Consider the following 12,597-nt stretch of genomic DNA (forward strand, 5'->3'; position numbering starts at 1 on the left):
GGTGGGATACTACCCCCGCTGTATTGAACTTCTAACCCGCACCCCTGAACCGGGGTGGGAGACAGTGTCAGGTGGGCAGTTTGACTGGGGCGGTCGCCTCCTAAAGAGTAACGGAGGCGCCCAAAGGTTCCCTCAGAATGGTTGGAAATCATTCGCAGAGTGTAAAGGCACAAGGGAGCTTGACTGCGAGACCTACAAGTCGAGCAGGGACGAAAGTCGGGCTTAGTGATCCGGTGGTTCCGCATGGAAGGGCCATCGCTCAACGGATAAAAGCTACCCCGGGGATAACAGGCTTATCTCCCCCAAGAGTCCACATCGACGGGGAGGTTTGGCACCTCGATGTCGGCTCATCGCATCCTGGGGCTGTAGTCGGTCCCAAGGGTTGGGCTGTTCGCCCATTAAAGCGGTACGCGAGCTGGGTTCAGAACGTCGTGAGACAGTTCGGTCCCTATCCGTCGTGGGCGCAGGAAATTTGAGAGGAGCTGTCCTTAGTACGAGAGGACCGGGATGGACGCACCGCTGGTGTACCAGTTGTTCCGCCAGGAGCATAGCTGGGTAGCTACGTGCGGACGGGATAAGTGCTGAAAGCATCTAAGCATGAAGCCCCCCTCGAGATGAGATTTCCCATAGCGCAAGCTAGTAAGAACCCTGAAAGATGATCAGGTAGATAGGTCCGAGGTGGAAGTGTGGCGACACATGGAGCTGACGGATACTAATCGTTCGAGGACTTAACCAAGAACAAACGCATACGCCAAACAAACATTATCCAGTTTTGAGAGAGTGAAAAAAAGTTAAAAAACTCTTGACTAAAGTCAGAAATGATGTTAAAATAATAAATGTCGCTGACGAAAATAGTCTGGTGGCGATGGCGAAGAGGTCACACCCGTTCCCATTCCGAACACGGAAGTTAAGCTCTTCAGCGCCGATGGTAGTTGGGACTCACGTCCCTGTGAGAGTAGGACGTCGCCAGGCACTTAATATGGAGGATTAGCTCAGCTGGGAGAGCATCTGCCTTACAAGCAGAGGGTCGGCGGTTCGATCCCGTCATCCTCCACCATAAAATTTCCATTAAATTCTACTTGAAATTAATTGAAAGAACCGATAAAATAAGAAAGTCTTCGTTAAGAGACTTGCACATGATTCGCCGGTGTAGCTCAATTGGTAGAGCAACTGACTTGTAATCAGTAGGTTGGGGGTTCAAGTCCTCTTGCCGGCACCACTTCATGAGCCATTAGCTCAGTCGGTAGAGCATCTGACTTTTAATCAGAGGGTCGAAGGTTCGAGTCCTTCATGGCTCACCATTTATAAATATGCGGGTGTGGCGGAATTGGCAGACGCACCAGACTTAGGATCTGGCGCCTTACGGCGTGGGGGTTCGACTCCCTTCACCCGCACTTATATGCGGAAGTAGTTCAGTGGTAGAACACCACCTTGCCAAGGTGGGGGTCGCGGGTTCGAATCCCGTCTTCCGCTCCAATGCCAAGTTATATGCCGGGGTGGCGGAATTGGCAGACGCACAGGACTTAAAATCCTGCGGTAGGTGACTACCGTGCCGGTTCGAGACCGGCCCTCGGCACTCTTAGATTTTACCAAGTATGCGCCCGTAGCTCAATTGGATAGAGCGTTTGACTACGGATCAAAAGGTTAGGGGTTCGACTCCTCTCGGGCGCGCCAATTATTCTTTCGGGAAGTAGCTCAGCTTGGTAGAGCACTTGGTTTGGGACCAAGGGGTCGCAGGTTCGAATCCTGTCTTCCCGACCATTCTAATTATTATCATATGGGGCCTTAGCTCAGCTGGGAGAGCGCCTGCTTTGCACGCAGGAGGTCAGCGGTTCGATCCCGCTAGGCTCCACCATTACTTACCTAAACCTAATAGGATTCATATTTTGGCGGTGTAGCTCAGCTGGCTAGAGCGTACGGTTCATACCCGTAAGGTCGGGGGTTCGATCCCCTCCGCCGCTACCAAAATAGGACCTTTAGCTCAGCTGGTTAGAGCAGACGGCTCATAACCGTCCGGTCGTAGGTTCGAGTCCTACAAGGTCCACCACATATATGGAGGAATACCCAAGTCTGGCTGAAGGGACCGGTCTTGAAAACCGGGAGGCGGGTTAAACCGCGCGGGGGTTCGAATCCCTCTTCCTCCGCCATATATCTTTTAAAACATTATTATCGTCGCGGGGTGGAGCAGTCTGGTAGCTCGTCGGGCTCATAACCCGAAGGTCGCAGGTTCAAATCCTGTCCCCGCAATAATCTGGTCCGGTAGTTCAGTTGGTTAGAATGCCTGCCTGTCACGCAGGAGGTCGCGGGTTCGAGTCCCGTCCGGACCGCCATTATTACTGTTAGCTCATCGATTAGCATTGAGCAGCATATAAAGAAAAATGAATTGGCTCAGTAGCTCAGTCGGTAGAGCAAAGGACTGAAAATCCTTGTGTCGGCGGTTCGATTCCGTCCTGAGCCACCATTTAATTAACAAATAACGCACGGCGGTTGTGGCGAAGTGGTTAACGCATCGGATTGTGGTTCCGACATTCGTGGGTTCGATTCCCATCAGCCGCCCCATAGATGCGGGTGTAGTTTAGTGGTAAAACCTCAGCCTTCCAAGCTGATGATGAGGGTTCGATTCCCTTCACCCGCTCCAATTATTATCATAATGGGCCTATAGCTCAGCTGGTTAGAGCGCACGCCTGATAAGCGTGAGGTCGATGGTTCGAGTCCATTTAGGCCCATATCAATATTCCGCAGTAGCTCAGTGGTAGAGCACTCGGCTGTTAACCGAGCGGTCGTAGGTTCGAATCCTACCTGCGGAGCCATATATATGGGGAAGTACTCAAGAGGCTGAAGAGGCGCCCCTGCTAAGGGTGTAGGTCGGGTAACCGGCGCGAGGGTTCAAATCCCTCCTTCTCCGCCATTTGGCCCCTTGGTCAAGCGGTTAAGACACCGCCCTTTCACGGCGGTAACACGGGTTCGAATCCCGTAGGGGTCATAAACCATGTACAAATTGTGCATGGTTTTTTCTTTGTTTCTAAAATTCTATCCATTCGGCATATGGCTCTTGAGCAGAGGGAACATTCTATTCTCACCAAGAGTTAATGATTTAGTCATAGAAGAATGATTATTTAGAAGTTGTTTAAAGCGGCATGAAAAATAAATACAACTTGTATTGGTTTTCGATTCAGATTAGGGAGTAGATTGTATTGTATCATTCTAAATAAGATGAAGCATAAAATTAACTAGATGGTTAAACAGCTCTGAAGGGCGTTCTGGGATGAAAGATGATAGAGAGGGTTCCTTTATTTATCTTCATTCTAAAAGCCTTTAAACGGGCTGATAAGGGCTTTTCTTCTCTCGCCATCACTGAAGGTGAGGTCGTTCTTCTATACTTCCAGATCTTTAAGATTCTACGTAAAAATAAAATTAGTATTTCCATATATTTCTGATTGAATTATCCCTAGAAACAGGTTAGAATAATAAAGCAGTCAACGAGAGATTATTATTTGCCGGTGTAGCTCAATTGGTAGAGCAACTGACTTGTAATCAGTAGGTTGGGGGTTCAAGTCCTCTTGCCGGCACCATCTCATATTGGAGGAATACCCAAGTCTGGCTGAAGGGATCGGTCTTGAAAACCGAGAGGCGGGTCAAACCGCGCGGGGGTTCGAATCCCTCTTCCTCCTCCATAATATCCTTTATATTGGTCCGGTAGTTCAGTTGGTTAGAATGCCTGCCTGTCACGCAGGAGGTCGCGGGTTCGAGTCCCGTCCGGACCGCCATTTACATAAATGAAGGCTCAGTAGCTCAGTCGGTAGAGCAAAGGACTGAAAATCCTTGTGTCGGCGGTTCGATTCCGTCCTGAGCCACCATTCGGCCCCTTGGTCAAGCGGTTAAGACACCGCCCTTTCACGGCGGTAACACGGGTTCGAATCCCGTAGGGGTCATAAGATAATATTATTAAGAGACATGTACAAATTGTACATGTCTTTTTTTGCGTTCATTTGGCGTGTTAAAGAAGGTTGTTGATAATTGAAAACTGCCCGTTAACGTTTCAGGTGATTGATTCCTATGAGATTACGAAAAGGAGTCAATCCGCAGATAAAAAAGCATTGGTGGCAGCTCATTAAAACCCTTGAATTTGCCCCTCCAGCGTAAATCAACACTTAACAGGGCTTTCTATTTAATACAGCTGAGATGCCTATCTAACAAAAACGTTATTTTGAATTCACCCAATTGTTAGATAATACGAAGCGTAATATCTAGTATGATAAAAGTAGATAAATAATAACGCAATGATAGTAGAATATGTTCATATTTATTTCTTCCACAGAATTTCAGGCAGGAAGTTGAGAAGATTAAGCGAAATCATTATTAACGAGGTGTATTATTTAGCAAATAAATGTATGCATAATGAGCTTAAATAGGTCTTTATGAATGTTTTCAACCTGCTTGATAAAGGGAATATGAAAAAGCAACTGACAGGGAGAAATCAGTCGAAAAGGTAAAAAATGTGGGGATATAATAAATATTTTAACAATTTTTACATTTGCGTTATTTATGGGTTAAATAGTTTAATTATTATATTAGGAATACTTTGAAAAAATACTGAAAGGGTGATGATATGCCTCATAATGCACCTACAGATTATCAGATTCACTTATTTCATGAGGGCTCACTATATGATGCTTACAAGCTGTTTGGAGCCCATCTAATTGAGGAAAATAATAAAGTGTTTACCCGCTTTACAGTATTTGCCCCAAACGCCCGCAGCATCCGGTTAGTCGGCTCTTTCAACAAGTGGAATGGCATAGGCTATGAACTGGTGAAAGTATCCGAACAAGGGATCTGGTCTGTCCTCATTGAAGCGAATCTCTCCAATGAAATTTACAAGTATGAGATTGAAGCAATATCAGGTGAAATCCTTCTAAAAAGCGACCCGTATGCCTTCTTTTCAGAAATCAGACCAAATACCGCTTCCGTTGTATATCCGTATGAAACGGATTATACATGGAGTGACCAATCATGGCTTAAGAAGAAATCCAAGAAAAATTGTACAGATGAGCCGCTTTATATTTATGAAATGCATGCGGGAACGTGGAAGAAGAAGATAAAGGATGAGGATGATTTTATCCCTAGCATTGAATGTGAGATAGAGTATTTTTATACATATAGGGAGCTAGCATCTGAACTGATTCCTTACATCATTGAGCAGGGCTTTACTCATATTGAGCTTATGCCGCTTACAGAGCATCCCTTTGATGGCTCATGGGGTTATCAAGGAACTGGCTATTACTCACCTACAAGCCGATATGGCAATCCGGATGACTTAAGATATTTCATCGATCAATGTCATCAAAATAATATCGGTGTTTTGCTTGATTGGGTGCCAGGGCATTATTGCAAGGATGCCCATGGATTATTCCTCTTTGATGGAGCCCCGGTTTATGAATACCATGACCATAAGCATCGGGAGAATCCAGTTTGGGGAACGGCTAATTTTGATTTAGGGAAGCCGGAAGTTCACAGCTTCCTGATTTCAAACGCACGTTATTGGATGGACTGTTTCCATGTGGATGGATTCCGGGTGGATGCGGTTGCCAATATGATTTATTGGCCGAATACATATAGTGGCGATATCAATCCATATGCAATCAAGTTTATGAAGACGTTAAATCGTGTACTTAAAGAATATGACCCTTCCGTGCTTATGATGGCAGAAGATTCAACAGATTGGCCAGGGGTAACTAAGCCGGTAACAGAGGGAGGTTTAGGATTTACCCATAAGTGGAATATGGGTTGGATGAACGATATTTTAGAATACATGGAAACGGATCAGCATTTCCGCTCAAATCTCCATCATAAAGTAACATTCTCCTTGATGTATGCCTACTCGGAGCGCTTTATTCTGCCTTTGTCACATGATGAAGTGGTTCACGGCAAGAAATCCCTGCTAGACAAAATGCCAGGAAGCTATGAAGAGAAATTCGCCCAATTGAAATTGTTATTAGGATATATGGCTGCACACCCAGGGAAGAAATTGTTGTTCATGGGTGGAGAGCTAGGCATGTTTTCTGAATGGAAAGATAAAGAACAACTTGACTGGCATCTGCTCAATTATGATTCCCACCGCACACTGAATGAATTCTTTAAGGATTTATTAAAATTGTATAAGCGATCCAAACCTTTATATGAACTGGATGACTGCCCGGAAGGATTTGAATGGATTGATGTCAATAATACCGACCAATCGATCTTCTCTTTTGTACGGAGGGATAAAGGCGGCAATCCATTGATTGTTATCTGTAATTTCAAAAATATTGCTTATGATCAATACAAAGTCGGTGTTCCGGATAAGTATGAATACAAAGAAATATTAAATAGTGATGATCGAAAATACGGCGGAAGCAATCATGTGAATAAAAAGGCTATACCGGCACAGGATGAAGGGTTCCACGGAAAACCATATCATGTCGTTGTGAAGATACCGCCATTTGGTATCACAGTGCTTCGCCCAATTAAAAAACGGAAGGAGTTAAATCAAAATGGCAAAGAAAAAAATCGTGGCAATGCTGCTCGCAGGGGGACAAGGAACAAGGCTTGAGGCTTTAACCGCAGATGTGGCAAAACCAGCTGTACCTTTCGGCGGAAAGTACAGAATCATCGACTTCACATTAAGTAATTGCACCAATTCAGGCATTGATACCGTAGGAGTTCTTACCCAATACCAGCCATTATTGCTTAACTCTTATTTATCAAATGGAAGTGCCTGGGACTTGGATTTACGGGACGGGGGTGTAACGGTTCTTCCTCCATACTCCGCCTCCAAGGAGATGAGATGGTATACAGGAACAGCCAGTGCGGTTTATCAAAACCTGAATTATATCGATCAATATGATCCGGATTATGTCATCATCCTCTCTGGTGACCATATTTATAAGATGGATTACTCCAAAATGCTTGAGTATCATGAGGAAAAAGGAGCAGACGCGACGATCTCTGTAATCGAAGTTCCATGGGATGAAGCAAGCCGCTTCGGTATCATGAATACAAGAGATGATTACTCTGTTGAAGAATTTGAGGAAAAACCGAAAAAACCGAAAAATAATCTTGCCTCAATGGGCATTTACATCTTCAATCGAAAAGTCTTGAAGGAATTCTTGATCAAGGATGCCCAAAATGAACATTCCTCTCGTGACTTTGGAAAAGATATTATTCCGATGCTATTGAAATATAACAAAAAAGTATATGCCTATCCTTTCCAAGGCTATTGGAAGGATGTTGGTACACTTACAAGCTATTGGGAAGCGAATATGGACTTGCTGGATGAAGATTGCGAGTTAAATATGTATGACTACAAATGGCGTATTTACTCTGTTAATCCAAACAGAGCTCCGCAATATTTATCTGAAAAGGCTGTTGTACGTGAATCGCTTATCAATGAAGGCTGTATCGTAGATGGGAAGATTGAGAAATCGGTCTTGTTCTACGGTGCAAGGGTAGGAGAGAACTCATACATTAAGGATTCAGTCATCATGTCTGATGCCATCGTTGGCAAGAACGTTGTGATTGAAAGAGCCATCATTCCTCCTGGTGCGGTAATTCCGGATGACCAAGTGATCAAGCCGATTGATGATGAGGATGTCATTCTAGTTAATCCAGAGCTGCTTACAGAAGAGAATGCGATAAAACTATCCTAATATATTGAAAGGCGCTGAAAAACGAATATGAATAAATCATTGTTGGGCATTATTGATGCCACGCAAAACTTTGAATCTCTTGATATATTAACGAACCACCGCAATGTTGCCGCCTTGCCAATTGCAGGCCGCTTCCGGCTGATTGATTTCATCCTGTCCAGCATGGTTAATTCCGGCATATCTAATGTGGCTGTCTATCCACAATATCATTTTCGTTCCTTGATGGACCATCTCGGTACAGGGAAGAATTGGGATTTGAACAGAAAAAGAGACGGGCTTTTCTTCCTGCCTGTTCCGCATACGGCGGAAACGAATGGAGAAATCACTTCCTTGGAGCATTTCTCTTATCATATGACTTATCTTGAGAGAAGCGAGCAGGAATATGTGGTTGTCGCAAACAGCCATACAGTATGCAATATTGACTTCAATGCCGTGCTTAAAGAGCATTTGAAGCATGGAGGAGACATTACCGAAGTCAAAAAGGGCAAGATATCCCTTGGAATCTATGTCTTGAAGAAGGATTTGCTCGTGAAATTGATTGAAGAACGTCAGGAGACGGGCTATACATCCGTAAGTGAAGCCGTGCATGATCATTATTCTGGATTCAAGGTCCATGTATTTGAATATGATGGATATTTGGCGGTTGTTGATTCCATTAGCTCCTACTTCCAAACAAGCATGGAGCTATTGAAGGTTGACAACTGGTATCAGCTATTCATGAAGAAAAGCCCAATCTATACGAAGGTGAAGGATGAGCCGCCTTCCAAGTATGGCATTGGCTCCAATGTTACTCAAGCGATGGTTGCTAATGGCTGTGTCATTAAGGGAGAAGTTGACCACAGCATCGTTTTCAGAGCGGTTAATATTGACGAAGGTACAACCATCAAAAACTCCATCATCATGCAGAAAACCAAAATAGGCAAGAATTGCAAGCTCGATTATGTCATTCTTGATAAGGATGTGGAGATTGCGGATGGTACAATATTAGTTGGTTCGCCATTCCAGCCAATCGTCATTCAAAAAGGTGTAAAGCAAGGAGCGTTGATGAATTCGTGAATGTTTTATTTATAGTATCTGAATGTGTACCATTTGCTAAATCTGGCGGGCTGGCCGACGTGGCCGGCTCCCTTCCAAAAGAATTGAAGAAACTTGGGCATGAGGTAAGAGTATTGCTTCCAAAGTATGGAACAATCCCTGCCCATTTTTTTGATTCCGCAAAAAAGATTGCTGAATTTGAGGTTCAGCTTAGCTGGAGAAGACAGTACTGCGGAATATTTGAATTAGAATATGAGGGTGTTACGTATTATTTCATGGACAATGAATACTATTTCCATCGTCCTAAATTGTATGAACAATTTGATGATGGAGAGCGCTTCGCCTATTTTTGCAAAGCGGCTGTCGAAACGCTTTATCATATTCCTTTCCTGCCTGACATTATACATACGCATGACTGGCATACAGGCATGATTCCATTCCTTCTTAAGACCCAGCATCAAGATACAAAGCTGGCTAATGTGAAGAATGTATTTACTATTCATAATTTAATGTTCCAAGGAATCTATGAAAAAGGCTTCCTTGGTGATGTACTTGGTGTTCATTATGATTACTTTAATCAAGTGGAGTTTGGCGGATGCGTCAATTTCATGAAGACCGCACTTACTTATGCAGATGCAATTACAACTGTAAGCCCAACGTACAAGGAAGAAATAAAAACGGCGTATTTTGGGGAGCGGCTAGAGGGTATACTGCAATCTAGGGACCATGATTTATACGGCATCGTTAATGGGATTGATAATGATTTGTATAATCCGGAAAACGATTCCTCCCTGCCGTACCAGTTCAGTGCGGCTGATTTGGCTGGCAAGAAAAAGAATAAAAAGAAGCTCCAGGAGCACTTTGGTTTGCCGGTAGATGAGAGTAAGCCGGTGATTGCGGTTATTTCACGATTGACGAAGCAAAAAGGGTTCGATTTAGTCCGAGCTGTCTTCCATGAAATTATGCAGCAGGATGCCCAGTTCATCATGCTGGGGACAGGTGACCCGGAATTTGAGCATTTCTTTGGATACTCAGCTCAGTGGTATCAGGACAAATGCCGTGTTCATATCGGCTTTAATGAAGATCTTGCTCACCAAATCTATGCGGGAGCTGACTTATTCCTTATGCCGTCTAAATTTGAACCATGCGGCTTGAGTCAATTGATTGCGATGCGCTATGGCACATTGCCAATTGTGCGTGAAACAGGAGGCCTGCGAGATACAGTGCAGCCATATAATGAATATACGGGAGAAGGAAACGGCTTTTCCTTTACCAATTTCAATGCGCATGACATGCTTTATACGATCCATCGGGCGCTGTCCTTCTATAAGAAACCAAAGGAATGGAAGAAAATCGTCCAGAATTCAATGGAGAAGGATTATAGCTGGGCACGCTCAGCAGTAGAGTATGAAAGATTATATACAGACTTGATTTAGGGGGCATGATTTTTAGATGTTTGATAATAAAGAACAATTTAAGAAAGCCTTTTTATCCAAGCTAGAAATGTCCGTGGGAAAGAGTTTTGAAGAGACTAGTCTGCAGGACCAATACCACGTGCTAGGCAACATGATTCGCGAATATATCAGCAACAATTGGATTAAAACGAATCAAGTATACCGTACGAGCGAAACGAAGCAAGTCTATTATTTATCGATTGAATTCCTCCTTGGGAGAATCATGGGCAGTAACATCCTCAACCTCGGCATTCATGATGTCGTGGAAGAGGGCCTTGCCGACCTTGGGATAAACCTGGAGGATTTAGAATCGACTGAACCTGATTCCGCTCTTGGTAATGGAGGACTTGGCCGCTTGGCAGCCTGCTTTATGGATTCCCTTGCTTCACTTGATCTTCCAGGCCATGGCTGCGGCATCCGCTATAAATACGGACTGTTTGAACAGAAAATCATTGACGGTGTCCAAGTAGAATATCCGGAGCTATGGCTTCAAAATGGCCAGGTCTGGGAGGTACGTAAATCTGATTTGGCTGTTGAAGTCCCGTTTTGGGGAAAGGTTGAATCTTACTATGACGAGGATGGACGGCTTTGCTTCAAACACCGCGATGCAGAACCAATCATGGCCGTTCCTTATGATATTCCAGTTGTAGGCTATCATACAGAAACGGTGAATACACTTCGTCTATGGAATGCGGAGCCTGCCAATGTTCCATTCCATGATGACATCATGCGTTATAAGCGGGAGACAGAAATGGTATCTGAGTTCCTTTATCCCGATGACGCAGAGGACAGTGGTAAGATTCTTCGGCTGAAACAGCAATACTTCTTAGTGAGGGCAAGTATCGATGCTATTTTAAATACGTTCAGGAAGAAGCAGAAGGATATTAGGCAGCTGCCCGATTATGTATCTATACATATCAATGATACACACCCTGTTCTTGCGATTCCTGAACTGATGCGAATCTTACTGGATGAGGAGATGCTTTCGTGGGAAGAGGCTTGGGACATTACGGTTCAAACGTTTTCTTATACGAATCATACAACTCTTTCAGAGGCATTGGAGAAATGGCCAGTACGCCTGTTCCAGCCGCTCTTGCCTCGCATCTACATGATTGTCCAAGAAATCAATGAACGCTTCTGTAAGGAGTTGTGGGATAAGTATCCGGGTCAATGGCAGCGAATTGAGGATATGGCGATCATCGCCCATGATCAGGTGAAGATGGCTCATTTAGCCTTAGTTGGCACTCATAGCACAAATGGGGTTGCCCATTTACATACGGAGATTTTGAAAAAGCGGGAAATGAATAATTTCTATCAAGTATTCCCAGAGCGATTTAACAACAAAACGAATGGCATTACGCACCGAAGATGGCTCATTAAATCCAACCCAGCCCTTTCCAATTTGATTACGGAATCAATCGGGGATAAATGGATGGTTGACCCTTCATGCTTGAAAGGAGTAGAGTCATTCCAAAATGATGCCGCCTTCTTAGAAAAGCTTGAGAAGGTCAAACATGATAATAAAGTTAAGCTGGCTGAGCGTATCTTCCAGCAAAATCAGATTAAGGTTAATGTGGACAGCATCTTTGATGTGCAGGTTAAACGTCTTCATGCATATAAACGGCAATTATTAAATGTTCTTCATATTATGTATTTGTATAATCGCATGAAGGAAGAGCCGAATTTCCGTCCGCATCCGCGAACCTTTATATTTGGGGCAAAGGCATCACCAGGATATTACTATGCGAAGAAAATCATTAAGCTGATTAACACAGTCGCCGAGAAGGTCAATAATGACAAGACAACGAATGATTATTTAAAAGTTGTTTTCCTTGAGAATTATCGTGTGTCATTGGCAGAGGAAATTTTCCCGGCTTCTGAGGTGAGTGAACAAATCTCTACAGCGAGCAAGGAAGCATCAGGCACAGGAAATATGAAATTTATGATGAATGGTGCTTTAACAATCGGAACGATGGATGGAGCAAACGTGGAGATTCATGAACGTGTTGGCAAGGATAATATCTTTATCTTCGGTATGACCTCTGATGAAGTTATGAATTATCAAGCCCACGGAGGCTATCATTCTTCGGAATATTATATGCTCGACAGAAGGATCCATGAAGCAGTCAACCAGCTTGTGAACGGTTTCTTCCCGAACACAAATGGCATGTTTGACATGATTTATGATTCCTTGCTGATTGAGAATGATCAATACTTTGTTCTCCGTGACTTTGATTCGTATGCGAAGACACAGGAAATGGTCTCAAAAGCCTATGAAGATAAGAAGAAGTGGAATCAGTCAAGCGTAGTTAATATCGCTAACTCAGGATTCTTCTCAAGTGACAGAACAATCTCTGAGTATGCAGATAATATCTGGCATATTAAGCCTGTGAATTCTCCAATTATACAAGCTTAAAGAAGTT

At 43.8% G+C, this 12,597-nt stretch carries 5 protein-coding genes, 26 tRNA genes, 1 rRNA gene and 3 other annotated features; all 32 genes read left to right on the forward strand.

Going from position 1 to position 12,597, the window contains the following annotated elements; all coding sequences use genetic code 11:
* Positions 1 to 95: 95 nt before the first annotated feature.
* Positions 96 to 264: a sequence feature (23S ribosomal RNA rRNA prediction is too short), on the forward strand.
* A gap of 19 nt (positions 265 to 283) precedes the next feature.
* Positions 284 to 443, forward strand: a sequence feature (23S ribosomal RNA rRNA prediction is too short).
* 19 nt (positions 444 to 462) lie between these two features.
* Positions 463 to 724: a sequence feature (23S ribosomal RNA rRNA prediction is too short), on the forward strand.
* A gap of 131 nt (positions 725 to 855) precedes the next feature.
* Positions 856 to 972 (forward strand): 5S ribosomal RNA (gene rrf / locus AC622_RS03330).
* Between the two features lie 9 nt (positions 973 to 981).
* Positions 982 to 1,057: transfer RNA gene (locus AC622_RS03335), tRNA-Val, on the forward strand.
* An 86-nt stretch (positions 1,058 to 1,143) separates the two neighbouring features.
* Positions 1,144 to 1,219, forward strand: a tRNA-Thr gene (locus AC622_RS03340).
* 6 nt (positions 1,220 to 1,225) lie between these two features.
* A tRNA-Lys gene (locus AC622_RS03345) sits at positions 1,226 to 1,301 on the forward strand.
* 11 nt (positions 1,302 to 1,312) lie between these two features.
* Positions 1,313 to 1,394: transfer RNA gene (locus AC622_RS03350), tRNA-Leu, on the forward strand.
* Between the two features lie 7 nt (positions 1,395 to 1,401).
* A tRNA-Gly gene (locus tag AC622_RS03355) sits at positions 1,402 to 1,476 on the forward strand.
* A 14-nt stretch (positions 1,477 to 1,490) separates the two neighbouring features.
* Positions 1,491 to 1,576, forward strand: a tRNA-Leu gene (locus tag AC622_RS03360).
* A gap of 21 nt (positions 1,577 to 1,597) precedes the next feature.
* Positions 1,598 to 1,674 (forward strand) — tRNA-Arg (locus AC622_RS03365).
* Between the two features lie 10 nt (positions 1,675 to 1,684).
* Positions 1,685 to 1,761: transfer RNA gene (locus AC622_RS03370), tRNA-Pro, on the forward strand.
* Positions 1,762 to 1,779: 18 nt separating this feature from the next.
* Positions 1,780 to 1,855 (forward strand) — tRNA-Ala (locus AC622_RS03375).
* Positions 1,856 to 1,888: 33 nt separating this feature from the next.
* Positions 1,889 to 1,965 (forward strand) — tRNA-Met (locus tag AC622_RS03380).
* A gap of 5 nt (positions 1,966 to 1,970) precedes the next feature.
* Positions 1,971 to 2,047, forward strand: a tRNA-Ile gene (locus tag AC622_RS03385).
* Between the two features lie 7 nt (positions 2,048 to 2,054).
* A tRNA-Ser gene (locus AC622_RS03390) sits at positions 2,055 to 2,147 on the forward strand.
* A gap of 26 nt (positions 2,148 to 2,173) precedes the next feature.
* Positions 2,174 to 2,247, forward strand: a tRNA-Met gene (locus AC622_RS03395).
* A 6-nt stretch (positions 2,248 to 2,253) separates the two neighbouring features.
* A tRNA-Asp gene (locus AC622_RS03400) sits at positions 2,254 to 2,330 on the forward strand.
* Positions 2,331 to 2,385: 55 nt separating this feature from the next.
* Positions 2,386 to 2,461: transfer RNA gene (locus AC622_RS03405), tRNA-Phe, on the forward strand.
* Positions 2,462 to 2,483: 22 nt separating this feature from the next.
* Positions 2,484 to 2,559, forward strand: a tRNA-His gene (locus AC622_RS03410).
* A 5-nt stretch (positions 2,560 to 2,564) separates the two neighbouring features.
* Positions 2,565 to 2,638: transfer RNA gene (locus AC622_RS03415), tRNA-Gly, on the forward strand.
* 14 nt (positions 2,639 to 2,652) lie between these two features.
* Positions 2,653 to 2,726 (forward strand) — tRNA-Ile (locus AC622_RS03420).
* A 9-nt stretch (positions 2,727 to 2,735) separates the two neighbouring features.
* A tRNA-Asn gene (locus tag AC622_RS03425) sits at positions 2,736 to 2,810 on the forward strand.
* 7 nt (positions 2,811 to 2,817) lie between these two features.
* A tRNA-Ser gene (locus AC622_RS03430) sits at positions 2,818 to 2,908 on the forward strand.
* A 3-nt stretch (positions 2,909 to 2,911) separates the two neighbouring features.
* Positions 2,912 to 2,983 (forward strand) — tRNA-Glu (locus tag AC622_RS03435).
* Positions 2,984 to 3,496: 513 nt separating this feature from the next.
* Positions 3,497 to 3,572, forward strand: a tRNA-Thr gene (locus tag AC622_RS03440).
* Positions 3,573 to 3,581: 9 nt separating this feature from the next.
* A tRNA-Ser gene (locus tag AC622_RS03445) sits at positions 3,582 to 3,674 on the forward strand.
* 16 nt (positions 3,675 to 3,690) lie between these two features.
* Positions 3,691 to 3,767: transfer RNA gene (locus AC622_RS03450), tRNA-Asp, on the forward strand.
* 14 nt (positions 3,768 to 3,781) lie between these two features.
* A tRNA-Phe gene (locus AC622_RS03455) sits at positions 3,782 to 3,857 on the forward strand.
* A 3-nt stretch (positions 3,858 to 3,860) separates the two neighbouring features.
* Positions 3,861 to 3,932 (forward strand) — tRNA-Glu (locus tag AC622_RS03460).
* A 677-nt stretch (positions 3,933 to 4,609) separates the two neighbouring features.
* Positions 4,610 to 6,589 (forward strand): 1,4-alpha-glucan branching protein GlgB, encoded by a 1,980-nt coding sequence (glgB, locus tag AC622_RS03465; protein ID WP_049669781.1) that lies wholly within the window; start codon positions 4,610 to 4,612, stop codon positions 6,587 to 6,589.
* Positions 6,531 to 7,685 (forward strand): glucose-1-phosphate adenylyltransferase, encoded by a 1,155-nt coding sequence (locus tag AC622_RS03470; protein ID WP_049669782.1) that lies wholly within the window; start codon positions 6,531 to 6,533, stop codon positions 7,683 to 7,685. The genes glgB and AC622_RS03470 overlap by 59 nt, the downstream gene beginning before the upstream one ends.
* A gap of 27 nt (positions 7,686 to 7,712) precedes the next feature.
* Complete coding sequence (locus AC622_RS03475) at positions 7,713 to 8,741, forward strand: sugar phosphate nucleotidyltransferase (RefSeq protein ID WP_049669783.1); 1,029 nt, start codon at positions 7,713 to 7,715, stop codon at positions 8,739 to 8,741.
* The gene (gene glgA / locus AC622_RS03480; protein WP_049669784.1) at positions 8,738 to 10,156 is read left to right on the forward strand and encodes a glycogen synthase GlgA; all 1,419 of its coding nucleotides are present in this window, start codon (positions 8,738 to 8,740) and stop codon (positions 10,154 to 10,156) included. Before AC622_RS03475 ends, glgA begins: the two co-directional genes overlap by 4 nt.
* Positions 10,157 to 10,172: 16 nt before the next feature.
* Positions 10,173 to 12,590, forward strand: a complete 2,418-nt coding sequence (locus AC622_RS03485; RefSeq protein WP_049669785.1) for a glycogen/starch/alpha-glucan phosphorylase — start codon at positions 10,173 to 10,175, stop codon at positions 12,588 to 12,590.
* Positions 12,591 to 12,597: the final 7 nt, after the last annotated feature.

Origin of the sequence: Bacillus sp. FJAT-27916 (genome assembly GCF_001183965.1) — a bacterium.
GTDB lineage: Bacteria > Bacillota > Bacilli > Bacillales > Pradoshiaceae > Pradoshia.